The organism is Brucepastera parasyntrophica (assembly GCF_022376835.1).
GTDB lineage: Bacteria > Spirochaetota > Spirochaetia > Treponematales > Treponemataceae > Brucepastera > Brucepastera parasyntrophica.
Map to the genome: position 1 here is coordinate 284162 of NZ_CP084606.1, position 24693 is coordinate 308854.

General features: G+C 43.2%; 23 protein-coding genes and 2 pseudogenes. 8 read left to right on the forward strand and 17 right to left on the reverse strand.

Going from position 1 to position 24693, the window contains the following annotated elements:
* The first annotated feature begins 43 nt into the window (after positions 1 to 43).
* Genes K7I13_RS15970 through K7I13_RS01365 form a run of 5 tightly spaced genes read left to right on the forward strand, consistent with a single transcriptional unit; the run spans position 44 to position 5314 of the window.
* Entirely contained in the window at positions 44 to 322 is a 279-nt protein-coding gene (locus tag K7I13_RS15970; RefSeq protein ID WP_500789616.1) for a hypothetical protein, read from the forward strand.
* Positions 319 to 873 (forward strand): hypothetical protein, encoded by a 555-nt coding sequence (locus tag K7I13_RS01350; protein WP_255947371.1) that lies wholly within the window; start codon positions 319 to 321, stop codon positions 871 to 873. The genes K7I13_RS15970 and K7I13_RS01350 overlap by 4 nt, the downstream gene beginning before the upstream one ends.
* A complete protein-coding gene (locus K7I13_RS01355; RefSeq protein WP_255947373.1) occupies positions 860 to 2350 on the forward strand; it encodes a 6-hydroxymethylpterin diphosphokinase MptE-like protein in 1491 nt (496 codons plus the stop codon). Before K7I13_RS01350 ends, K7I13_RS01355 begins: the two co-directional genes overlap by 14 nt.
* Positions 2347 to 3903 carry a motility associated factor glycosyltransferase family protein gene (locus K7I13_RS01360; RefSeq protein WP_255947375.1) on the forward strand — a complete coding sequence of 519 codons (1557 nt, stop codon included), beginning with the start codon at positions 2347 to 2349 and terminating at the stop codon, positions 3901 to 3903. The genes K7I13_RS01355 and K7I13_RS01360 overlap by 4 nt, the downstream gene beginning before the upstream one ends.
* Positions 3893 to 5314 (forward strand): GGDEF domain-containing protein, encoded by a 1422-nt coding sequence (locus K7I13_RS01365; RefSeq protein WP_255947377.1) that lies wholly within the window; start codon positions 3893 to 3895, stop codon positions 5312 to 5314. The genes K7I13_RS01360 and K7I13_RS01365 overlap by 11 nt, the downstream gene beginning before the upstream one ends.
* On the opposite strand, the gene K7I13_RS01370 is transcribed toward K7I13_RS01365, so the two are convergent.
* The 5 genes from K7I13_RS01370 to K7I13_RS01390 are packed head-to-tail and all read right to left on the reverse strand — an operon-like array spanning position 5309 to position 10039.
* Positions 5309 to 6178 carry a DUF4340 domain-containing protein gene (locus K7I13_RS01370; RefSeq protein ID WP_255947379.1) on the reverse strand — a complete coding sequence of 290 codons (870 nt, stop codon included), beginning with the start codon at positions 6176 to 6178 and terminating at the stop codon, positions 5309 to 5311. The two genes, K7I13_RS01365 and K7I13_RS01370, sit on opposite strands and share 6 nt — an antisense overlap.
* Entirely contained in the window at positions 6175 to 7662 is a 1488-nt protein-coding gene (locus K7I13_RS01375) for a GldG family protein (protein ID WP_255947380.1), read from the reverse strand. Before K7I13_RS01375 ends, K7I13_RS01370 begins: the two co-directional genes overlap by 4 nt.
* Complete coding sequence (locus tag K7I13_RS01380) at positions 7650 to 8378, reverse strand: ABC transporter permease (protein ID WP_255947381.1); 729 nt, start codon at positions 8376 to 8378, stop codon at positions 7650 to 7652. Before K7I13_RS01380 ends, K7I13_RS01375 begins: the two co-directional genes overlap by 13 nt.
* A complete protein-coding gene (locus K7I13_RS01385; protein WP_255947382.1) occupies positions 8375 to 9106 on the reverse strand; it encodes an ABC transporter ATP-binding protein in 732 nt (243 codons plus the stop codon). Before K7I13_RS01385 ends, K7I13_RS01380 begins: the two co-directional genes overlap by 4 nt.
* A 6-nt stretch (positions 9107 to 9112) precedes the next feature.
* Entirely contained in the window at positions 9113 to 10039 is a 927-nt protein-coding gene (locus tag K7I13_RS01390) for a ribonuclease Z (RefSeq protein WP_255947383.1), read from the reverse strand.
* A gap of 65 nt (positions 10040 to 10104) precedes the next feature.
* Between K7I13_RS01390 and K7I13_RS01395 the strand changes: the two genes are divergently transcribed.
* Positions 10105 to 10893, forward strand: coding sequence for a cysteine hydrolase family protein (locus tag K7I13_RS01395; protein WP_255947384.1), 789 nt, complete (start codon positions 10105 to 10107; stop codon positions 10891 to 10893).
* Between the two features lie 59 nt (positions 10894 to 10952).
* Here K7I13_RS01395 and K7I13_RS01400 read toward each other — a convergent pair whose 3' ends face one another.
* The 12 genes and pseudogenes from K7I13_RS01400 to K7I13_RS01460 form a co-directional block, all read right to left on the reverse strand.
* Positions 10953 to 12104, reverse strand: a complete 1152-nt coding sequence (locus K7I13_RS01400) for a lipid II:glycine glycyltransferase FemX (protein ID WP_255947385.1) — start codon at positions 12102 to 12104, stop codon at positions 10953 to 10955.
* 2 nt (positions 12105 to 12106) lie between these two features.
* Positions 12107 to 14437 carry a methionine--tRNA ligase gene (gene metG, locus K7I13_RS01405; RefSeq protein WP_255947386.1) on the reverse strand — a complete coding sequence of 777 codons (2331 nt, stop codon included), beginning with the start codon at positions 14435 to 14437 and terminating at the stop codon, positions 12107 to 12109.
* Between the two features lie 99 nt (positions 14438 to 14536).
* The gene (locus tag K7I13_RS01410; protein WP_255947387.1) at positions 14537 to 15499 is read right to left on the reverse strand and encodes an alpha-amylase/4-alpha-glucanotransferase domain-containing protein; all 963 of its coding nucleotides are present in this window, start codon (positions 15497 to 15499) and stop codon (positions 14537 to 14539) included.
* Between the two features lie 47 nt (positions 15500 to 15546).
* Positions 15547 to 16431 carry a polysaccharide deacetylase family protein gene (locus K7I13_RS01415; RefSeq protein WP_255947389.1) on the reverse strand — a complete coding sequence of 295 codons (885 nt, stop codon included), beginning with the start codon at positions 16429 to 16431 and terminating at the stop codon, positions 15547 to 15549.
* An 83-nt stretch (positions 16432 to 16514) separates the two neighbouring features.
* Positions 16515 to 17054, reverse strand: a complete 540-nt coding sequence (locus K7I13_RS01420) for a 4Fe-4S binding protein (protein ID WP_255947390.1) — start codon at positions 17052 to 17054, stop codon at positions 16515 to 16517.
* Complete coding sequence (locus K7I13_RS01425; RefSeq protein ID WP_255947391.1) at positions 17051 to 17617, reverse strand: hypothetical protein; 567 nt, start codon at positions 17615 to 17617, stop codon at positions 17051 to 17053. Before K7I13_RS01425 ends, K7I13_RS01420 begins: the two co-directional genes overlap by 4 nt.
* A gap of 2 nt (positions 17618 to 17619) precedes the next feature.
* On the reverse strand, positions 17620 to 18195 hold the full coding sequence (locus K7I13_RS01430; RefSeq protein ID WP_255947392.1) for a hypothetical protein: 576 nt from the start codon (positions 18193 to 18195) through the stop codon (positions 17620 to 17622).
* On the reverse strand, positions 18188 to 18658 hold the full coding sequence (locus tag K7I13_RS01435; protein ID WP_255947393.1) for a hypothetical protein: 471 nt from the start codon (positions 18656 to 18658) through the stop codon (positions 18188 to 18190). Before K7I13_RS01435 ends, K7I13_RS01430 begins: the two co-directional genes overlap by 8 nt.
* A pseudogene (locus tag K7I13_RS01440) lies at positions 18655 to 19682 on the reverse strand (RnfABCDGE type electron transport complex subunit D). Before K7I13_RS01440 ends, K7I13_RS01435 begins: the two are co-directional and overlap by 4 nt.
* On the reverse strand, positions 19679 to 20995 hold the full coding sequence (locus tag K7I13_RS01450) for an SLBB domain-containing protein (RefSeq protein ID WP_255947396.1): 1317 nt from the start codon (positions 20993 to 20995) through the stop codon (positions 19679 to 19681). Before K7I13_RS01450 ends, K7I13_RS01440 begins: the two are co-directional and overlap by 4 nt.
* On the reverse strand, positions 20995 to 22347 hold the full coding sequence (locus K7I13_RS01455; protein WP_255947398.1) for a hypothetical protein: 1353 nt from the start codon (positions 22345 to 22347) through the stop codon (positions 20995 to 20997). Before K7I13_RS01455 ends, K7I13_RS01450 begins: the two co-directional genes overlap by 1 nt.
* A 31-nt stretch (positions 22348 to 22378) precedes the next feature.
* A complete protein-coding gene (locus K7I13_RS01460; RefSeq protein ID WP_255949179.1) occupies positions 22379 to 22834 on the reverse strand; it encodes a divergent PAP2 family protein in 456 nt (151 codons plus the stop codon).
* A gap of 87 nt (positions 22835 to 22921) precedes the next feature.
* Here K7I13_RS01460 and K7I13_RS01465 point away from each other — a divergent pair, with 87 nt between their 5' ends.
* Positions 22922 to 23812: an RluA family pseudouridine synthase gene (locus K7I13_RS01465; RefSeq protein ID WP_255947400.1), complete on the forward strand. Its 891-nt coding sequence runs from the start codon at positions 22922 to 22924 to the stop codon at positions 23810 to 23812.
* 6 nt (positions 23813 to 23818) lie between these two features.
* Positions 23819 to 24693 (forward strand): annotated as a pseudogene (locus tag K7I13_RS01470) (hypothetical protein).

Here is a 24693-nt window from a genome sequence, read left to right on the forward strand (position 1 = left end):
CGGGCTGCTGTACAGGATTGTTTCCGCCTCCTATTATGACAGGGTGCTTGATCTTTTCCGCTTATGTCTTAAAAATATGTGTCTGGAAAGAGGGACATTATTTTTTTCAGACGCCGGAAATACGCTTGTCCCGGTTATATCGGAAGGTTTTGACTTAACTACTTTCAGACGGTTTGTTCCAGTGCAGGATGATTTCACGGAATTGCTGGACAAACCGGACGCCCTGTATTCCTTTGAGAATGAAAATCTTTCACAGTTTGGTGTTTTTTTTCTACGCGGGAAAGAAACAGTCTCAAAGGTCTGTATGTATACCCGTTTATGATCGGTTCATATTCCGGTTATCTTGTATTCGCTGATTCACTTCTGGATAAAAACAGAGAAAAAAAAATTACTGTTCAGAGTTCTGAATTTGCGGATTTGCTGCGTCTATTGCATAATCCTGAAACCTCACAGCTCATCCCCGACCCTCCTGCTGTATTCAAAAAAGCTGATGCAGTACGGTGGTCGCAGGTAAACAATGAGCTGTCAGGCGGAAAACAAGCTGTGCTTGTTACCGTTTCATTTTCATCACTTTTTTTTGCGCATGATAAAATACAGATGGAACCGGAAAAGCTCATAATATATGAGGCAATTGTCCGGCGGATTGCCCGCAGGCTGGGACCGGCTAATATACTCACAGCTGACCGGAACGGGACTCTTCATATTGCGATTTTCAGCACTCTCGATACTGATATCAATTTGTATTTTGAATCAATAATTTCATCTCTGACAAAACTGTACGGCGATTACCGCATCTCTCACATTGATATACAGAAAATAAAAACTGCTTCAACTGCAGCAGAAGTGATGGTTTTTTTAGATGGGGACTTCTGATCTTCCCCGCCGGCTTCATTCAAAATATAATCCGCAAAAAGAAGCCTCCAGATATATTGAATCACTGGATATTTCTTTCAAGCCCAGATTTGTTGTCGTTACTGAACCCGGCGAGTCTTTTCTTGCGTCCGTCATTCGCAGTGTTTATCCTGATTCAAAAATAATTGCAATCCGTTACCAGGATGAGTATTTTGAAGAATCAGACAACTTGTGGGACGCAGTCTGGAGACCGCTTTCGGGAGGAGATGTCGGAACTTTTCTTTTTAACTTGATACCGGATGAGCTGATCCCTCTTACCCTGTTTTTGCCATGGAAACCCTCTGATACATTCTGGCCTGAAAAAGCTGAAATGGTATGGCATAGTATTGCCTCATTGTTCCGCCTGCAAAAGAGTATCATGTATACCAGAACACATTTCGGGAAAAGATGGTTTTCAAATATGATTGCGAATAGTCTGTCATTCCGGACTATTCTGCAGCCGGTATATACCCGCAAACCGGTTTTACTCGCCGCGGCGGGACCTTCACTGGAAAAAATTCTTCCGACGGATAGGGAATTGAGAGAAAATATATTTTTATGCGCTGTTTCATCGGCGGTGTCCTGTCTTGCCGCGCATAATTGTGTTCCCGATCTCTGTATTGCAACCGACGGCGGGTATTGGGCAAAAATGCTTTTCCAAAATCTGGCAGAAACGGTCCCGGTAGCAATTCCCATGGATGCCGCCGTTCCGTCAGGCTTATGTGACAGAAATCCTATACTTCCGCTTAGTTACGGAAGTCACCTTGAAAGCAAACTTTTTGACCTTTGTGGTATTACACCTGAAAAGGCAGTCAGAAACGGTTCAGTCGCGGGAACGGCGGCGCTCTACGCTCTTTCGCATACCTGTTCAAATGTATACGCTGCGGGGCTTGATCTCTCCGTTTCAGATTCATTTTCTCACGCTCGTCCTCATCCTTCCGATGTTCTGTATGAAACCACTTCTGACAGATTTTCTCCGCTCCAGACAAAATTGACTGGTGATAATTTTCAGAATCTTTCTCTCGGAATGTACGCCGACTGGTTTTCATCACGAAAGCAGGATTTTAAAGAGCGATTTTTCCGCCTGAACCCGTCCGGGACAGTTTTGCGGGGTATTCAGTCTGCGACAACCGGCGATATTCCCCATATGGCAGATAAAACGGAAAAGGATAAAAGTCTGACATTCCAGTCTATATTGTCCGAACCGGAACGGAAGGAAAAAATTGCCGGCTGGTTATCCGGCCTTTGCGATTCCCTTGAGTCTGAAACAGACGCTATTTTTCATGAACCTGTTTTTCCGGAAATCTTTCAATTGGTGTCCTATACCGATTATATACAGCTCCTGAAAAAAGAGCGGGAACCGACAGGCGCCGCCGAATATACGGTACTATATGCTTCACTGGCAAAAAAAACCGTTTCTTTTTTACGGAAACTTAAAGAAAGGACCGGATATAAATGATACCCAGTCTGCAAAAAAATCTTGCCGCCCTTGAAAAAAAAGACAGAAACCTCGCTGACTGTATCCGTTTGTCAGCACCGGACGGGACATATAAGGAAATTGCTGTTTCGAAAACCGGTGTGCCTGTTCCGGTCTTTTGCGACGGCACCGCGGCCCATTCACTTTATAATCCTGTCGGTGAAGCAAAAAAAATATGGGATACAATGGATATCTCCGGCGCATTTATTCTCTTCGCAGGAATCGGCGGCGCTTATCATATCCGCGAATATCTGGCCCGTTTACCAGACATGTCCTGTATTATTGCGGAGCAGTCACCGGCGTCCCTGAAGTCATTGTTTGAGATTATCGATCTTTCGGATATTCTTGCGGATCCCAGGGTTTCACTTTTGACTTTTTCATCGGACAATTTTGTACAGAGTTTAATGAACGTGTATCTTCCCGTTTTATACAAAAAATTCCAAATACTTCCTTTGCGGCCCTGGCTGAGCTTTACGGGAATTTCGCCGGAAGATATCGAAGGGAAATGCAGTGACGCGCTTAAAGTAATATCAGCGGATTTTTCAGTCCAGGCCCATTTCGGAAAAATATGGATGAGGAATATTTTTCTTAATTTAAAAACGGCGGCCATGCATCAGAAAAAAGCGCCGGATTTCAGCAGGGAAAAAACAGCATATATCGCGGCGGCCGGCCCTGGTCTCGAACGTGACATTCCGAAGCTCCGCAGCCGGAGGGATTCATATATCCTGTTTTCAACCGATACTGCGTGGAATACGCTTGCTTCATATAATATTATTCCTGATGTATTTATCAGTATTGATGCCCAGGCAGTATCTGTTCTTCATGCCGTCAGGGAGTTCGGCGGGAATATGACTGTTATTCTTGATCTGTGTGCTAATCCTGACATCGCGTTTCGCGCGCTGACTTCCAATACGGATATTATTTTTGCGGCCGGTGGACATCCGCTCGCGCGTTATGCGGCAGCTTATGCTCCGCTTCCCCTGCTCGATACTTCAGCTGGAACAGTTACCGGAGCGGCGCTTGACGCGGCCTGCTCCCTGGGTTTTAAAAAAATTGAATTCGGGGGAGCCGATTTTGCTTATACGGACGGGAAGCCCTATGCCAGGGGTACCTATTTATCAGATACTTATGGAACACGTTCAGACAGACTGAACCCGGAGGAAAATCTTTTTACCGGTTTAATGTTCCGCACTCCGGTACGGGCCATAAAGACAGAAAACGGAATAATCTATTCTACACAAATTCTGGACAGCTACGCGGAATCATTGAAACAGTATAAAAATACGCACCAATGGAATACATCCGATTTCCGTAATTTTCCTTTTGAAGAATTTGTCAGGGATTATCAGTGTTCTTTAGAAACTATGCTGTATAACAGCAGGCTGGAAAAAACATCCGTGTTTTATTCACTGCTGCCTTTTGCGGCATGGTACAGGATAAAACACGGAAATACTTACGGACAAAATACTGTGAAAGAAGCGTTTGAGCTTGCACTTAAATTAATTGAGAGGTATACTTTAAATCATGAAGGATAAATTCATTGCTGGATACAGTGTTGTTGCCTTTTGTATCTTACTTGCAACTATTTTATGGTTTACCCTTTCCATACACAGGGAAATCCAAACCGGAACCGTTGAAGCGGAACGTACTTTTACATGGATATCACGTGAGATTGTTTCAGCATCATATACCGAAGGCTTTTTAAGCAGCAGTTTTTATGAAAAGATTGTTGGAGTATGCAGAAATTCCCGCCTGCTGAATGCGCTGGTTATTTCCACACCGGTCGGCGGCCCCGTTTTTCTGTGGCCTGATAATTCTCCGGCCATCGCTTATGATGTGACTGGAAGGCCCTATATAACCGAAACGTCTCCCTTTATGAAAAATCACAGCGCCAACATAGAAATTGACAGCGGTCAGAATTCCGGAACATTTACAGTGACCGCGGTTTTATACGTTTTGCATCCTGATGTTATATATAATACCAGCAAAAACTGCTTTTTTGTTATATCTGTTCTTTTTCTGGCAACTCTGATTGTTATTCTCGCAAATTCATCAAAGAAAAAAGCTCCGGCAAATATAAACCGCAAAACAGGGCTTGATATTACGGAAGATATTTCACTTAAACCCGTTGCGCCGGTCATACAGGCCCCCGTTCAGGAAAAACCCGCGGAAGTCATCAGTCCGGAACCTCCTGAACCGGCAGCGGAAGTATCCGTAAATCAGGAAATAAAAGAACCTCCAGTACCTGATATTGCTGAAACGCCCGTTGAAGATATCCCTGCCGAACCTCCGGTGGAATCCACAGTTGAATCCGTTCAGCAGCCCCAGCCTGTGGAAATCGATACGGTTGCTGATGTTCATGCCGATTCTGAACCTGAATCAGGTAATGAAAATGCCGCAGAACCGGAACCAAAACGGAATGAGCCTGCCGAACCTACAGGTCTTTTTTCACCAACAACGGGAATAGGATGGGAGCAGTATCTTGAAGACAGACTTGATGCGGAGCTGGTCCGGGCGGCTTCGTCTGAACAGGATTTGTCTCTGATTATAATACGGATACCGGAACATGATGAAGCAGAAAATTTTTCGAAGAACATTTCCCGGCTTCTTCTTGATACATTCAAATTCAGGGACATGCTTTTTGAATTTGGTCCGGACAGTTTTGCCGTAATTCTGCAGAACATGAATCTCGATCAGGCAATGAAAACCGCCAACACTCTGTTCAGTGATTTAAGTCTTCTGCTTGAAGAAATGAATATTTCCGGAAAAGTTTCAATAGGCATAACGACCAGAACAGGAAGACTTCTTCCTGCGTACCGCATGATTGAAGAAGCTTATAACGCATCGAAGAAAGCGGACGGGGAGGAAAACCTGCCCATAGTTGCGTTCAGGGCGAACCCGGAAAAATACCGTTCGTTTGTTGCCGAGCAGGAAGAAGTATTATAATTCTTCAAATACGCTGTCTATTTTTTCCTTTGCCCATCTGCTGATTATATAAGCGGACCCCGGAATAAGGCTTGTTGTCATAATAGTATTTTCTCCGTCCAATTCAGCAAAGTGTATAGTTATTACTTCAGTATTACCCATTTCAAGAATTATTTCTTCCTGAGGCATCATAGGTACATTTGTAATATCCAGGCACTGAAGTTTTTGAAGTACCGTTCCAAGCTCTTCAGGCTGCGGATCCCTGCCCGCCCGGAATTCTTTTTTTTCATTTTCTTTATTTACGATAAGCCGCTGAATATTGCCCTTATCCTGCAAAGTACTGAAAGGTGTAAGATTGACCCAGTATGAAGCCCTGGGATTCAAAAAATGTGAATAGGTATCATCCGTTCTGAATATTTTTTTTTCATTGCCCGATATCAGAAAAATTGACTCGCCGGTAATATCGGTATCTCCGAATGCAGCCGAAGAAATTATAGCATGTTGGGCATTGAAAAATTGTACATGCACGGTATCCGGGCCGGATAGTCCATAATTCAGTAAATCAGTCCCGATGATTACGGAAGCTTTTTTTCTTCCGGAAAACTCCTCAAACAGACGTTCAATTCTATTGTCATCCGCCGGATAGCGCGCGCCCAGATCCAGAAACCATTTACCGTTTTCCCGCAATAAATGTATCGGGAAAGAAAAAGAAGGAGAATCAATCAGGATTTCCGTTACGGTTTTTGCGTTTTTTTGCGGGAGTAATGTTATATAAGTGACATTTCCTTTCCGTGAAGAATTATAAAAAATGTATACGGAAACAGTAAAAACGAGGAATACGGAACAGAGTATCAAAAGAAGCTTTACTGCATTCACAGATTTCATTTTCCGGTCCTGCGCTTTCTGATGAATTTCAGACTTGTCAATACAATAATCAGAACAGGAAGTATAATAATATTAGTAAGAACGGCAGTTCGTAATAAATCGGAGCTTTCGACAGCCGCATCAAGCGGCTGCATCTGGTAATTCTCGCCGTCTTTTTTCAGTTCAAGAAGCGAATCCTTCCCTGATATCCACTCAATACAATTTACCAGAAAATCAAGATTGGTATCACTTGCCGTATATTCAATCAGACTGCTTATCATATATTCATCAGGAAACACGATAATCCTGTTTCGGCTTTCCGAAAAAGCTCCAAGATGTTTTACTGATTTTTCTCCTGAAGAAAAGAGGGAGAGCTGGTTCCCGAATGGATTTGTATCAAACGGTTCAGACATAGTAAATGCGGCTGGAGTTGTTGAAACAAGGGGGAGGAAATTATGGGTCCCGGGTATTAGCATGAGAGGAGATGGCCAGAAAAACTGGAGCGCGGGGATGCCGGCAAATATTTTTTTCTGCCGGCCTTCCGCAAAACTGCCCGAAATTATCCAGAAGGGATAATTTATATATTCATACCGCGTACCGTCAAGAGAAGGCATTGTCATCCTGAAATTGGAAATATCAAGAAGTAGTTCCTGTTCTATTCTGATGCCGATTGTTTCAAGATATGATAAAAATATATCATCTTCCTTCCGGTATGATTCCCAGTCCGTTGCCGTATTTACCGTTGTTCCGGAAACAAAAAAAACGGAACTCCCCCCGTCCCTGATAAACTGTTCTATTGCACTTACAGTCTGATAATCAAGCAGTGAAGAACCGATCACCAGAAGCGGAACCGATACATCAAGGTCCTTTGCCGGAAGCGGGATATTCCGCACTTGAAAGCCCGCATAGGAAAGCCAGGGTTCTACATAGCTGTATTCATCAGACAAACCCGACGGCCGGCTTCCGTAAATAATCCCGACTGAGTTTTTTTCCGTTCCGTCTTTCAGTTCCAGTATCAGACGGGTCAGATCATATTCAAGCGTATTTGTATCAATAAAAAACGGAATTATCTGGTGCCTGTTTTTGTATTCGATGAGGAGTCCTGAATACAGCTCACGGAAGGTCCTGCCGTCATTTTCCAGAATTTCTATTTGCCGGGGAATCATTCCAAGCGATTGAATAGTATTTGTTTTTCCTGCTGCGGCAGGATCAACAATTGAGTATACAAAATGACCTTTGCCGTAATTGCGGTATTCCTCAAGAAAATCCTGTATATACCGCGCCGCCGGAACAAGTTTTTCAAGCATTCCGGAACAATACCAGGTCACCGTGACTTCGGAATCAAGATCAGCCAGAACTGTCCGCGTATACGGTGAAATTGAATATATCTTATTTTTTGTCAAATCAGCACGGAAATATATACGCAGCGATAGCACAAATAATATCAAAAGAAGGGAAAAAACAAGGATGTCTCTTATAATGGATTGTCTTTTTATCGTCTGCATCTTCGGTATCTCAAAAAAATTGTATTTGCGTATAAAAGCATCAGCGCAGGAATTATAAAAAAGACCAGGTCCCTGCTGTCCAGTATACCCCGCGAGGCTGTTTCAAAATGCCAGGCAAAGGAAAACCATGTGCAAAGAGCCGCCGCACTGCCCGGCATGGATATCAATTGCGGCAGCAAGTGAATGGTATTGAATAATAAAAGAACGGCCGCCGAACAAATAAAGGAAATTGCCGGAAACGAAAACAGGGCTGAAAAAAATTGGCCAAGGCTGAGACACAAAAATCCCGCAAGAAAAAGAGCAGTGTATGTGGTAAAAACGGTCCCCGCTTCCTGAAAGGGTAAAAAGATGACAACCGGCACTGTCATAAGCAGTAAAAACAGATATGTCAGCAGCTGGGCGGAGAACTTTCCCGCAACAAGCAGCCAGTCATTTACAGGTAATGCAAACAGTATCAGTTCCGTTTCTTTTTTTCTTTCATCCGCCCATATATTCATTGTCAGTGCCGGAAAAATCAGCACGGATAGCAGCGGGAAGGAAGCAAAATATTCCTTCAGCGCAAAATCTGAAACAAATTGAAAGCGGCGGAAATAGAAAAAAGGAATTCCCGTACCCAGCAGAAAAAAAAGCGAGGCAAGCGAAAAAACCAGAGAGGAAAAAACCTGTTTTAATTCTTTCGTAAGCAATACGGTAAATTGATACAAAGATTTTTTCACTGTCCGGCTCCATTGCTTTTTCGTACGAGATGGATAAAGGCGTCTTCTATCGATTTTTTCCCTGTTTTTGCATATATCTCGTCAAAGGGCCCCTGCATGAGCACGCCGCCTCTGTTAATCATAATAGCAGAATCGCAGAGAAGCTCCACCTCCTGCATTATATGGGTGGAAATAATAACCGTTTTACCGGATGCGTATTCGCGGATAATTTTCCTGAATTCGTCAATCTGAAGGGGATCCAGGCCATTTGTCGGCTCATCAAGGATGAGTATGGATGGGTTATGAACAAGAGCCGCAGCCAGGCCTGTTCTTTGCCTGAATCCATGAGATAATTCCTTTATGGGCCGCTGAAGCACTTCAGCTAAGTTATATTTTTTTATACATGCTGATACTGATTCAATGCTGTCTTTATGTGAAAGTCCATACATTTTCGCAATAAACAGGAGATATTCCTGAACAGTCTGATCAGTATAAAGCGGATTATTCTCGAATACAATTCCGATTTCCGACCGGGCCTGTATAGGATCGGTAAACATATCATAGCCGTTCACCGTTACAGTACCGGAGTCCGGAAAAATAACGCCCGCTGCAATTTTCAGTATCGTTGATTTGCCAGCGCCATTCGGTCCCAAAAGAGCCGTAACAGTCCCCTGCCGGAGCCGGAATGAAATGTCGGTACAGGCGGCAATATTTCCGTATGATTTTGAAATATTTTTGACCTGTATCATATCCGCTTAATCCTCATATTCGATCGGAAAAACCATGCGGTCCCTTGTCAAAACCGTCTCAGGAAAAACCTCTTTAGCCTCGGAAAGTAACACTTTCAGCTCATAATCAGTATATCGCGGACTGTAATGGATAAGCCCCATTTTTTTTACCCCTGCGTCGCGCGCTATTATGCCAGCCTGGTATGCGGTCATATGTTTCTTTTCTTCAGCAGTTTCCGTAAGGGCTTTTTCAAACATGCCTTCGCAAATCAGGAGATCGGAACCGGCGACTTCCCCGGAAATGGAAGGGATATATTTTGTATCAGTTACATAACTGAATTTCCGGCCTTTTCGTTTTGCGCCGAGAACTTCAGACGGATGGACGGTTTGACCGTCGGATGACTCTACAGACTCTCCTGACTGCAGTTTTGACCACAGCGGGCCGCGCGGAACCTTTTTTTCAAGCGCTTTCTCCGGATTAAAGATTCCGGGCCGCGGATGCTCCACAAAGGAATATCCCAGACAGGTTTTTGTATGATCCAGGGGAAAAGCAAAGACATCAAAATCGGGGCCGCTGAATACAAGTCCCGGTTCAAGTATTTCCTTCACAATGAGTTCATAATTAATGTACATGTCGAGGACTTTTCTGCTGGTTTTTATATATTCTTCTATTCTGGGCGGCCCGAAAATATACAGCGGTTCATCGCGTTCTACCTGCGAAGACAGCATAAGGATTCCCGGCAAGCCTGTTACATGATCGGCATGCGTATGGCTTATAAAAATAGCGTTTATCTTTTTCCATCGTAAATTCAATCTCCGAAGAGAAACCTGAGTCCCCTCCCCGCCGTCAAACAAAAAAAGGTCCCCTTCACGTCTCAGCAAAACCGAAGTCAGATGCCGATACGGAAGCGGCATCATCCCTCCGCAGCCCAATACAAAAACTTCAAAATTCATAAGACCACAGTATAAACTAATTGTGGAAGCTTGACAATGTAAAGGATTGTGGTAAACTTGAACATATGAATAGTACTCTATTAATTATTGATCCCCAGAATGATTTTTGTGACGTTAACGGTGCCTTAAGTGTAAAGGGCGCCGATGAGGATTGTAAAAAACTTTCGGAAATGATAAACAGACTCGGTGATAAACTCCAATCCATCCATGTTACTATGGACACACATCATCTTTTTCATATAGCGCATCCGATTTTCTGGATTGATAAAAAGGGAAACCATCCTGAACCCTATACAATTATTACTTCGGCCATGCTGAAAAACAACGAATATAAGGCTGCTGTTCCTCAATACGAGCAGTATTCGATCGAATACGTAAAAACGCTTGAGAAAACTGGTAAGTATAATTTGTGCATATGGCCTCCCCATTGTCTTATCGGTACATGGGGAAATTGTATTTTCCCCATACTGTCAGACGCTCTGATTAACTGGGAAAGAAGCGTGCCGGGGCGTATTGTAGACTATACCTACAAGGGCAGCAATGTGAGAACAGAACATTACAGCGCGATCAGGGCGGAAGTATCGGACGCGGCGGATCCTGGTTCCCGCACAAACTTTGCGCTGATTGAACGGCTTAAAATAGCGGATAATATTGCCATTGCCGGCGAGGCCCTGTCGCATTGTGTTGCAAATACAGTCCGCGATCTTATAGCCTGTATCCCGTCTGAAAAACTTATCGTGCTTACAGATGTAAGCTCTAATGTCGCCGGTTTCGAGAAACTGGGCAATGACTTTCTGGACGAAGTAAAAAAAATAGGCGTACGGTTGATGACATCCAGGGAATTTTTAGCCTGATTTGTTCCGTATATTCTGTGGACCCGGAAAACAGCAAGGCCTCTTTTCGCGCGGGCTGTTTATCTTCTGAAGAGTTTACGCACCCTTTTATACCAGAATGTCCGGAGAATTTCAGCAAAACGGTACAGTTCATAGGTTACCGGTTTCAGCGGGACATCGAAAGTTCCTATTCTGTGTATGATTGAGCCGCCGAAGCCAGTTTTAAACCGGTACAGGCCATACATCGGATGCGCAGGATCCTCAACAGGGGGTATTCCATAAAAGTCATAGCTCCGGCATCCCAGACTTTGCGCATCGCATATAGCCCGCCACTGGAGACTGTAGGCAGGCATAAGATTCCGTTTTTCATTTGATGAAGCTCCATAAAGATATACGGCTTCCTTTTTGTAAAACAGCGTGATTATTGCGGCAATCGGAGTATTCTCATGTTCCGCAATATATACCCTGAGCAAAAAAAGTTCATCCCTGTCAAACTCAGTGCCGTACTGCGCCATTGAAGCTGTTTTGAATTTTTCAGCATATTCGAATAAAGAGGTATAATAGTGTTCGGTATGTATTGAAATGCCGTCTCTCCGTGCAGTTTCAAGATACAGTTGATAAAAAACAGGAATGCCGGAATCAATAGCTTCATTACCTTCAAGGCACTTGATTTTGACGCCTTTTTTTTCACCGAGCCTGATATTATAGCGCCATTTCGGCTTCATTTCGGAAAGAAGCGTTTCCGGTGTTTTTGCCAGATTGAGCAGAACCGTATCGGGGGGCTGTACCGAAGCTGCGGCCCGGCGAACCGGTTTCCCTGGAAATTCGGGAAATAATTCCTCCGGTTTTGTTTCGCCTGAAATATGACTGTTTAAAACAGAAGTCCCCCAGGGCGGGTCACAGCGGACATACAGCGTGTTTTTGGGTAAGTAGGGCTTTAAAAGAGAAGCGAGCTGTGACAGCAGCGAGGTCTGTTCCTCCGCTGTCCGGACGGAAACAGCCGGGCCCATGGGTATATAGGCAATTGACAGAAAACCGGCGAGTTTCCGTACCAGTACGGTTACCCAGGTTTTCCAATTATCCGCCTCAAGGGAAAAGAAATAGGGCGTCCATTCTTTAAGGGATTTGAATTCCGCCCAAAAAATACTTTGAAGGAAGGAACTGTTCTCACCTTCCGTATCCATATGGCTATGCAGCTCGCTTTTTTCGACCGGTTCAAGTTTTATATCCAAAATCAGGAAACCTCACCGGATGATGCGTACTTTGTCATTACCGGTTTACCGCCGATAAGCAGTTTTTTACCGTTAACCGTAACAGCATTGTCAATGATCTTCATTTTTACCGAAAAGAATGTATCCGCGTCAATTTCAGCAGGTTTTTCAATTGATGAATCAGCCCCTTCCAGCATTACCGGAGTTCCGGGAACAGCCCAGGAGGAATCAAGTACTTCTACCTGTTCATTCCCTGCAGCATCTGTATAATCGGCAGCCAGCAGCATTCCCCGGGATTCAATGCCCCGCATTTTCCGGGGTTTCAGATTATCTGCTATAATGATTGATTTGCCGAGAAGATCTTCCTCTTTGAGGTATGGAACGAGCCCGGAAAGAATAACCCTCTCCGTTCCCGAACCGTCATCCAGCGTTTCAATGTAGAGTTTTTCGGCGTCCGGATGTTTTTCTATTTTTATTATCTTTGCCGTTTTGAGAGCTATTTTTGCATTAAAAATATCTTCCTCCGGAATATCTGCCGGTTTTTCTTCAGCGGCTTTTTCGGAAACAGCCGTTTTTTCTTTTTCGGAGCGTTCCTTTTGCGAACCGGAATACTGTTCGCGGTATTTTTCAATAACAGCCGAATCCATCGGTTTATATATTATTTCAGGCTGGGTGATCATCGAAAGGCCGGTCCTTTCGCCGAGATTATTCCAGCCAAGGACATTGCGGTCATTCGGCCGGACCTGAGGTACTGCACTGACCTTGTTTGCGTCAAACACTGTACCGGAATAAATGGTTTTTCCAAAAAAGGAAGCAACGGTATCGGCAAATCGAGGCATAAACGGGTGAACAAAAATCAGAATATTTTTAATGAGATAACACAGATCCCGAAGGAGAGCCTCCGCCTTTTCAGGGTCGGAAGTCCGGGTTTTCCAGGGTTCCCCGTCCTGAAAGGCCTTATTGGCGACCGACGACAGGGCAAAAATTTCCCTGAAAGCGTCCCGGAGTTCAGCCCATTCAAGCAGTTCCGTTATTTTATTTATTGAAGCGCTGACCGCATCCCTGAGATTTTCCGAAACCGAACGGATATCGTCACGTTGTGACTCAAGACCGTCCGCTTCCGGTATTTTCCCTTCATAATAACGGAATACAAAGGTCAGGGTACGGTTTACAAGATTGCCGAGGTTTCCGATCAATTCACTGTTTATTTTTTCCTGAAAATCCTTCCACGTAAATAACGCGTCTGATTTCTCGGGACGGTTATAGAAAATATAAAACCGCCACATATCGGCGGGAATTCCTGACTCTTTGGCATCAGATCCGAATACGCCTATTCCTTTCGATTTTGAGAATTTTCCGGATTCATAATTCAAATACTCAGTACTGGACATATGAAACAGCTTTGTCCAGTTTTCACCCGATCCTATGAGACTTGAGGGAAAAATGACTGTATGGAAAGGAATATTATCCTTGCCGATAAACTGAAACAGCTCGATATTTTCCGGTTCAAGCCACCAGGTTTTCCAGTCAGTCCCGAGCTGGTCAGTCAGGCATTTGGTTATTGAAATGTATCCTATGGGAGCGTCAAACCAGACGTAAAACACTTTATTCTCAAAACCGGCCTTCGGCACCGGAATACCCCATTTAAGGTCCCGGGTTATTGCCCGTTCCTGGAGGCCGTCACGGATCCACGCCTGGGTCATTTGCATGGCATTTTTTGCCCATTTTCCTTCGGCGCTTGCCGTTGCCATCCACTTTTCATATTGCGGAAGTATGGCAGGCAGATCTATATACAGATGTTTTGTTTCGCGCATCTCCGGTGATGAACCGCAGGTTGAGCAGCGGGGATTTTTCAGATCGACAGGGTCTAGGAGCTTGCCGCAGTTTTCACACTGATCTCCCCGGGCATCCTCATATCCGCAGGACGGACAAGTACCCCTGACATAGCGGTCCGCAAGAAACCGGGCGCAGGACGGACAATAGAGCTGTTCAATGGTATGTTCTTTTATATACCCGTTTTTTTCCAAATCAAGGAATATTTTCTGGGTAATTTCCGTATGCTGCGGGGTTGAAGTCCGTCCGAAATTATCAAAGGCAATACCGAACCAGTTATATATATCGCTATGGATCGCATAATAATAATCGCATAATTCCCTGGGGGTTTTACCCTCTTCCTGGGCTTTTGTTTCTGTCGCAGTTCCGTATTCATCAGTCCCGCAAATATACAGTGTTTCATATCCGCGGAGCCGGCAAAACCGGGAATAAACGTCAGCGGAAAGAACCTGAATGAGATTTCCCAAATGGGGGACATTATTTACATAAGGTAATGCGGAGGTAACCAATTTCTTTTTCATAATGGTATGATACTATTTCATTACAAAACAATCAACGGAAAAAGAAATGCAAATGCCAGGCGGGTTTTATATTAGTGAGAACAGGCAAAAACAGGACTTTCAGGAATCAATTTTTAAAAAAACCATTTTTTCAGTTTCGAACCCCGGACCAAGATCAACCTTCCATGATAAAAAGACCCTTACACCCTCAATATCCGAATTCAACATATTTGTTATTGGAATAAGTGTTGCGTCAGGATTTTCATTTGCATTAATTGTAAATGTGACACCCGTATCGGAATCCGATATCTGGATCCATTCAACATCCTGAAAGGAAACAGTTTTGATTATATCTTCACTGGTTTTGTCCCGTGAAAAAACAACTGTACGGGGAGGAGTACGTCCTGAACCGCTTAACGCAATATTCAATTCAATAACAAATATACCGGATAAGTTAAAGGGACCGTCATTTTTCAGTATATATTGAACCTGAACTTCCTGTATTTTGAAGCTGAACTGCTTACGGAGTGAAATAGTCTGCTGCAAAGCCCCATATAGTCCTTCCGTTTTAAGAAGTATTTCATGCCGGCCTGAATCAACATGAACATCCTGATACAGGGTTTTGGCAAAAACTGAATTGTCCCGTGAGAAAGAACCGTTCTGAAGTTCCCCAAGTTCAGTTTCAGTAATAAAATGATCAAGAAAAAGACCGGACCGGCCGGGGGGAGTATCACAGTAATTTCTGTACACACCGAAAAGATCCATTTCGAAAATTCTTCCCGCCAGCAAATGCACATACATATTCATATTATCAAGCTGGCACAGGAATTCCTTTACTCCGTCCATATCAAAATCAAGGCTCGTAATCGACGGTGAAAAAATCCCGCGCAGCCGCGTTGATTTTTCGGCTATCAGTAAATTCTTATATGCGAGAAGGCGCAGTTCTCGGCTTTGATTTTCAGGGGTAAAATTCCCGGAACAGAATATTTCACTGTTCTGGGCCTGAAGAACTTCTTCCCGGGCGTTTTTTTTTCTCGATTTATCGCCGCGGAGCTGATTTACCAGGCTGTGGACATATATCATTTTCGCATACAGGAAAATATTGTTTTCATTATTCAGAACATACTGCTTTATCGATGTCTTTGCCCGTATCCGCGTATCATTTTGCCTGTCTCCGTTCTGCAGGCAGGAACAGGGGCCATTCCGGTTGAAATATATGCCCGGTGGAAAAGATTCCGGGACGCGATAACCCGGCTGGTTGTTGTCAGTTCGACTTTTTTTTCGGATTCTTCAATAAGAGAAACAAAATGTTCAATCCATGATACTCCGTTATTTTCCTGTGAAAACAAGGCGGGCAGAGAATCCTGATGCGGGAAAACAATAACTGTCTGCACTTTTTCCGTTTCAGTATTATTTGAAGTGATTTTTGAAAGAAAGTCTTCAGGCGAGTAAGCTTCGGGATTTCTTAAGGTATTATCGAGCGGAAAGGCAACAAGCGTTTTTCCGCAGTCTTCCATTATTACCGGAGACAAGCCCGTAATCTGAGGCTCTCCATTTGCTTCAAACATTGTCTTATCAAGAAGTACATATTCGATACCGCAGGTATGCAGAGAGGAAACCATTGAAGGATCCCACGCGCTTGCGGCGAGCCATGCCCCCCTCGGACGCTTTCCGAAGTGTTTTCTTATACTTGTTGTAAGCAGTTCTATTTGACCGACACGGTCCGCCGGAGGCAAAAGAGGAAAAAAGGGATTATAATATCCGCCGCCAAGTATATCAATCTGTTTCCGGTTGGCCATTTCTTCCAGAATCATAAAAAACTCGGGATGCTGGCGCTCAAGCCAGTCGATCAAAATACCGGATATATACAACGAAAAAGGCAGCTGGGGCAGATTATACAGAGAAGATACCAGAGGTTTATAGATTACCTGATACTGTCTTTCACAGAATTCAGGATCGCTTCCCGGAGTAATAGTACAATATGTCCCCAAACAGAGTTTTCTAATACTATTCACAATATCCTCAATTTAGTATTGCTACCAGTATACCCCACACGGGCGATCTTATAAAGGACGATTCTGTATTTTTTTGTACTTTTTTACGCCAAAAAAGAAAAATTATTTGCGGCGGTCGGACACGCGCCGGAAAGATTGGGTCTTCCCTCGCCCGCGCATACCTGTATTTTGTGCAGACCAGCCGGCTGCAGTATTATGAGATTCCTCGGACAGGCAGAAATACAGCGGCCGCAGCCTGTACAGTTACCGTTAATCATTATAGCATTTTTGTCAATAAGAATAGCATCGGCAGGACATACGGACAAACATGATCCCAAACCAAGACAGCCGTCCGGGCAGACTGTGTCTCCCCGGAAATTTTTCTGCATTATACTGCAATCGGAAAAACCGATGGAATCGAACCGGCGGGGTTCCGAAGATATATAATTGCACCGCATAACTGCATTTTTGTTTTTTACATCGCTTCCGGGAGGTTCATCATCCATTTCATTTTGAAGGGAGACTGAAGTATATTTCCGCTGCCGGTAGCGTTCCGGTATCAGAAACAGAATACAAAAATAAAATAAGACGATGGCAAACACAGAAATAAAGATAAGCAGTAAGTGAAGCAGCAGAGAAATCAATGAAAAACCTCCGAAAACCACCAGGATATATCAGCAGAAAACAGAACAATTGAAAGAAGCCCCATGCTGACAAGTATCAATGAGGGAATCCTTTTTTCTTCCGAATAAGTAAAACTTGCGGATAAACGTCTTCGTATTGAAAATAAAATAATTGTTGTCACAAAAAAACACAAAAAAGCGGCGACGCAAATAAGCAGGGATTCCGTAAATGATGCGGCTTCGGCGATTGAAAGAAAAACGACTCCTAAAAAAAATAACTGTTCACCTGTAAACTGTTTTTTTGAAGAGAAAAAAAACTGACTGGTCAGCTCATACAAAATTTCACAGACCATAATAACAAAAACAGGCACCAGGATGAAAAACCCGTTAGGTATGACTATATAGGTTACCGGGAACCAAAGTATAAGTACGGCCAGTATTGAAGCTATGAAGAAAAACGATAACCGCTTAAAAAACAGGATATCGGATCCGGAATCAAGCAGAGTCCTCTCAAGTCCGATACCATATAAAAGTACGGTTGAACAGGAAAAAGCGTAAAAGAAAAGTATGAAAAAAATATGCATAATTATTTCCCTTTCAATGAAAAAAACGCAGGAATACGTATCTGCGCAATCCGTACAATAAAACCAAGCAGAATAAAAGCCGCGCCGGTTGTTCCCCAAAAACCGGTTACCTTAGGCAGATTCTCGAAAACAGTAATAGTATATAACCCGTCAGGTACCGGCACAGAAATAGTCCCATATCCAAAAAATTCCCTCACCAGAGAAAACAGCAGAATAAAAAGTACGAAAAAAGGCAGCTGGGGAAAAAGACGGCTTTCAAATAACGCCGCAGAAAGATTTTCGATAATAAAAAAGGAAAAAGCAGTCAAAATAATATACAATTCAAGGGAAACAATCAGAACAGGAAAGATACCCTGTAAGACAACCTGAAAAAGGGAAAGAGAACAGGCAAGCCCCATCAGCTCAATACCCTTAGAGGCTTTTTGTAATTCGAGCCTGCCAATTATTTTCTGAAGTATATAGCTTGAAAGAAATAGCCACAGAATCAGACAGGATAAAATAGTGCCATATCCCAGATTTGAGGCGGCAGGCAGAATCGGACAAAGCGCAAACAGAAAAAGTGTATTTTTTTTATTCATTTTGCAAATACTCCTCATTCTTTGAAACTATCCTGTCTATTGTATAAATCCATTTTTCTATGATTCTATTTGTTATTCCGTATGATTCCCCGTCAGAGTTTTTTGTACCGACCAATCCTGAAAATACAGTTCCCTGATCCGGAGTATAATAAAAGACTGCTGTTTGCGGCCCTGAATTCCCTGTAACGCCTGTGACAAAAACCAGCCCTCTTTTGTTATCTGCTGTCCTTGATTTGTATATATTCCTGTATTTTGAACCTGCTCCCGGAATGGATATTTTTTCTCCGAGTTGTATACTTGTGGTATTCGAAGCCGAAAGAAGCTGCTCGGCAGAGTTCCGGAGTATTTCATCATACCGGTGGGACGTTAAAAGATTTATACCGACAATTAACAGAACGCATACCAAAAAAATCACGACAGTTAATACATAGCGTTTTATCAGTTTTTGTATCTCGGGAGTCATGCGGCCTCCCTTGTTCTGATTAAAACATGGTCCTCAAAATATTCAATAAAAGGATTCACCGCATTTATCAGTAAAACTGTAAAGGCACCGCCCACGGGTGAGGCCCCGGGGCCGCAGATAAAGAAAGCCGCGGCACCTGCCAGAGAACCTGAAATTATTTTTCCCGTTCTGGTCCGGGGTGCTGTTGAAAAATCAGGTAAAATATAGAATGCGATAAACAGTGTTCCGCCTGTCAGTAAGGCGAAAAGAATATCACCTGAATAAAAATTCGGGAAGAACGGAAGGAGTGAAAAACAGTAAGTACAAATACTGTAAACAGCAAGATAACAAAGCGGTACTATCCAATCAATAATATTCATTGAAATTAAAACAATTGAAGCAGCGAGTGTAAGTATGTTGTATCTGAAAGCGGTAATTACGGATGGGGCCGCCGCAAAAAGAGTAACATAACCGTCCGGTAATTTTATATTAAATATATCAAGAAAAAAGGCATTAATGACAGAGCTGATATGCATATCGGAATCCATCCGGGCAAAATCCGCAATTTTCATTGCCGTAAAAGCGTCTCCAGCGGACTGAATTCCTTCTGCCGTAAGTGATTGTACGGGAAAGGCTCCCGGATTACTGATATAGGCGATAGCTACAGTGAGCGCGACAGGGTTCATCCAGTATAAACCCGTTCCTCCAAAAAAATCCGTGCGGTACATATACCGAAAAAACAGATACAAAAAACCGTTAAAAAGGATAAAGTTGTCGGCAGTAAAAAACCGGCAAGCAGCCCTGTTAAAAGGACAGTTCCATCGGTAAAAGTATTTTTTTTCCGCACTATACAAACACCCAATTCTGCAAAAACACTTCCCAGGACCGCTGAAATAATTGTAAGCAGAGCGGAAAAATCCCGGAGAACAAACAGTATTATAATCTGCGGCAAAAGTGAAACAGCAGTTATTACAGACATATGTACAACAGTCGGGCGGGTTAAAATAAAGGGAGAAGGCGAAACAAGCAAACCCATTTTTTTCATTTATATTCCCCTTTTTGCATTCGGCTTTCAGCTTCGCTGATTATATGATGCATGGGTATCCGCGATGGACAGACAATAACACAACAACCGCAATTCTGGCATGTCCGGATATCCGAAATGGTTTTTGGCGAAAATATTCCTTTCCGAATATTCGCGACGGTTTTATAGGGATCAATTGAAACCGGACAGACCTGTACGCAGCGGCCGCAATGAATACAATTATTTACACTATATGAAGGGCAGGATTCATTATCCATGATATGAAGAGACTTTGTATATTTTGTTACCGGAGTATCCAGATCATATACAGAAGTCCCTGTCAAAAGTCCGTTTACAATAATTCTTGCGGGATCCGCTTTAAAACCGCCGCACTCCTCGATAACGTCGCCTATCGGCGTTCCTATTCGCACCTTTAAAAACGCCGGTTTTTTAAGCGCGTGGCCGCTGACTGATATGTACCGGTATAGGATGGGCTTGTTCTGTACAACAGCTTCCCAGACAGAAATCGCGGTAACTGGGTCAATAAAGAGAGTTGATCCAGTTTTTCCATCAGGAAAAGCAGCACCGTAAATTTCATTAAAACAGCCGGTATTACCTGAAGGATATCTTGCCTCAACTCTCCTGAACAGAATTTTTCTTTTATGAAAAAGTTCAGATGAAATATCAGCAGATATTGTAAATTGATTTTTTTCCTTTCCGGAATAAACAAAAAGAACCGCAGAAGCATCAAGGGCGCGGGCAATAATTGCCGCTCCTTCAAGGATAATACTGAAATACTGTTCAGCAAGCATGCTGTCGGTTTGGCAGGTGGGATCCAGATCAAAAAGCCGCACAACAAGAACCGGGCGTCCCTTTTTTTTGGCGGCGCGAATTAACGGTACAAGAGGATCAGGATGTTCAAAAGTGCAGATGACTCCCTTGTCTTCCAGTATACCGGTAATTTCGCGTTCCGATGAATAACGCCAATTATTCTGTTCCTGTTTTTTTCCCAGAATATCAAAAGCACCCGACAAGCGAATTACAGCCACGACACCCATGCTTCCGTCAGGCTGAGGAACTGTTTTGAATTTCTGTATTATTCCCGGTATCGGGGAATGAATATGGGCTGAATCGGAGCTGCTGCCCCGCGCTATTAACTGCCCTTCCCTGACCTGTTCTCCGGGAGCGACAAGGGGATTTGCAGGGCTGCCTCTGTGCTGTAAAAGCGGAACCAGCGATATTGACGGCAAAAAGGCATTACCTGTTATAACCGCATTCAGGGCTTCATAGGTAATCATCTCCCTGCTCTTTCTGAATTGTATAGTCTGTGTCATCAGTTCAACCTCTTGAAGCCAGCACTGACAAAACGCCCCTGATGAATCAGCATTTTTTCCAAGGGCGTGCTGTCTTCAGCCAAAACCTTTTTAATGAAATCAGCATCAAATGTCGCAATAATCCTGGTTTCTCCGGTAACTTTTCCATTATCATGTATGCTATAATCAGTAGCAGTGATTGTATCACCTATAACCGGATATGCATAACCGTTCTGGATTTTCGTCCACGGGAACATTCTGATATGCCACTGAAGCGCAACAAAATCCGCTAAGTCAGGCAAAGAATGTTTTTTCTCAAATTGCAGCATTTCCATATATGCTTCAGGTGTAAAAGAACCCTTCGAAGTATACTCTTTCGGGGCCGGTAAATACAACTCCTTGAACTGCCCCTCAGACTGATTTTTCGTCCCAAAAGAAAAAACAAGAATCCCTGAAACCAATAATACGGGAAAAATAACGCCAATAGTATATACAATTCTTTTTACGGGAAAACGGTATACGGCGGCAGGACTCATGGGAAAAGGGTCAAAAACCGGATGAGTTCTTTCACGTTGCGTATATATCCGTATCCTATCACGAATAAAAAAACTGAGAATGGTAGCCGAGACCGAGATTAAAAAACTGCAGACAAAAAGCAGCAGAACCCGCATTCCTCCGGCGGCAGAAATAACAAGCGCGGCAATAGCCGGCAGAAAAGACCAAAAGTATTTTTTTAAACGTTTTTTCTTTTGATCATAATTAAGCCTGAAATGACGGACATATAACACATTTGACAGAAAAATGACTGAAACTATAGCCAGAAGAGCGGAAACATACCCGTAAATATGGTTGGCGGAAACAGCAAACAGAATAAAGGCAAGTCCTGACACAGTAAAGAAAAACCGGTTTGACGCAATAAACAAACCGGCAATAAAAAGCGAAGCCAAAAGACAGATACTCACCAGGGAAAAGGAATCCGCCGACTCAAGCACCCAATACAGGCCGGAACCGGCAAAAGCTTTTTCAACAGACCTGGCTAAAACGGTATGTTCCGGCAGATAAAAAAAACGGGTATTGTTCCCGGGAAACACAAACCAGTTTTTCCGGTCCTGTTCTGCTTCATTATAATTCGGAAGCACTGCGGCTTCAGGTATTTGTGAATTGGATTGTGTAACAACATCCATGATACCCTGCGCATTAAGTAAATCAAGCACCTGCAATTCAGATTCTTCGGGGGAAACTGACAGGATACGGTAACCATTCCACAAGGCCGCGGAAGTACGTACCGGAAATAAGGAAAGTATCAGAATGCCAGCAATTAAAATCAGGCCGGAAAAAACCGGAGTTATATACGGATTTGATGTCAGGTTCATGAAATCGGTCAGAGAGTTGAAAAAGCCACGCCTATAAAAATCCCAGGAGTATTCCTGCAACGACTTCCATAGGCCGGTGTCCCTGTATCTCCTTAACCGGTTTGAAAGGAATTTTCAGCGTTCCGGAAACTTTTGTCCCGAATTCATTTAAAGTACGGGCCTGCAAACCGCTTGATCTGCGGACCCCCACGGCGTCTCTGATAACGATCAGGGAAAAACAGCATGAAAAAATAAAAAGATCGGAATTTATACCGTTTTTGAATCCGATTGCAGTAGTGATTGAAGACACAAGAGCGGAATGGCTTGAAGGCATGCCGCCTGTTCTCCAGAGAATAAGTTCAATAAACTGCTTGAAAGAGGTTATGGAATGGGTAAAAAGAGTTATTACCGTCTTTAAAAATTGACTTATCAGCCAACTTGAAACGGCTGATAAAAACAGCGGATTATGGATTAACTGAACAAGCTGTTCAATCACTTTCTGGCTCATCTCTATTACTATTTTCGTCAAAAGGTGCCTTTTGTCAAGGGTGCAAATCGTATATACTGTTAATTGATGGATTTTAAACAATTTTCCGTGACTGAAGACGATAAAAACCGCCGCATTGACCGTATCATCAGACGGGTCTTGCCGGAATTGTCTCTTTCCGCTGTTTATGCGCTTTTCCGGAAAGGACTGATAAAAGTCGACGGAAAAAAAGTCAGCCATGATTTTCACGTTTCCGGGAATTCCAAAATTCAAATAGCTGAATTTTTGGTGCAGGAAAATAAAGAATATCAAGAAAAAGAATACCGGCCGGCAGAATACAGCCCATTACCGGAAATTCTGCTGGAGACTGAAGATCTGTTATTTATCAATAAACCGAAGGGAATTCCGGTCCATGGAGATGGCGGACTCAGCAATCTCATTCCGCCATCACATAAAAGCCTTGATTCTCTCTCCTTCAGAACAGGTCCTTTGCACAGACTGGACAGGGACACCAGCGGTATTTTGACCTTTTCCCGAAGCCTGAGGGGAGCCCGCTGGTTTTCGGATCTTATACAAACAAGACAAATAGAAAAGATATATCTCGGTATATCGGAAGGAATATGTGAAAACAGTACAGCATGGGAAAGCAGTACCGGAGATAATAAAAAAATGATTACTATGGTAAAGCCGCTGGCTATACATAATACGGAACATTCACGCTGCACACTTTTTCTGTTCAAACCAGTAACCGGACGGAAACATCAAATCAGGATTCAGGCTGCCGAAAACGGGTACCCTCTCACAGGGGACTTCCGCTACGGTAAAAAAAACAGTGAAGGTTATTTTTTACATGCCCGTCAGTTATCATTTCCGGAAGAACGTCTTCCGGATATTCCGGAAACAATAACGGCTCCCATCCCCTTGTCCTTTTGTGAAAAAATTGAAGCTCTTTTCGGGAAATATGTGCTTGATACATTAATAATGCAGACGTATACTTAACAAAGCATGAAGAATTTGCATGACCTGTATTGGTTTTTTAAAGGCGTAAAAGTATATGCTCTCGTAGGCGCAAGCGGAACCGGAAAAAGTTTCCGCGCAAAAGTACTTGCGCAAAAATACGGCATTGAACTTATTATAGATGACGGTCTTTTGATAAAGGATGACAAGATACTTGCAGGCCATTCCGCAAAACGTGAAAAAACATATATGGGAGCGGTCCGCCGGGCGCTCTTCGATGATAAAATGCACCGGGATGAAGTTGCCCGGGCGCTCCAGAATCAGAAATTCAAGAAAATTCTTATTATCGGTACCTCGGAAAAAATGGTGGAAAAAATCGCCGCCCGGCTGCAAATACCCCAGCCGCATAAAATAATAAAAATAGAGGATATTTCCACACAGGAAGAAATTGAAACAGCCATAAGAAGCCGGAGGGTTGAAGGCAAGCATGTTATTCCCGTACCTTCAATTGAAGTTGAAAAAAACTATCCGCAGATATTCTATGACAGGATACGGGTCTTACTGAAAAAAAAACAGAACCCGCTTGCTTCAAACCAGTCAAAAATTTTGAGAAATCCCTTGTCCGTCCGGAGTTTTCAAAACCGGGCAAGGTTATTATTTCCGAAGCAGCCCTGAGCCAGATGGTTCTGCACTGCGTTAAGGAATTTGACAAGGATATTTATGTAAAAAAATTGTCAATCAAGAGTGATAAAAACGGATACCGGCTGGTGATAGTTATAGATGTGCCTTTCGGCACCCAACTGACCGGGACCATACATAAAATGCAGGAATATATTATTGACAACATTGAACGTTTTACTGGTATCCTGATTGAGGATATCCATATAATTATCGATAAAATAACCCGGAAGGAGGAATCGTAA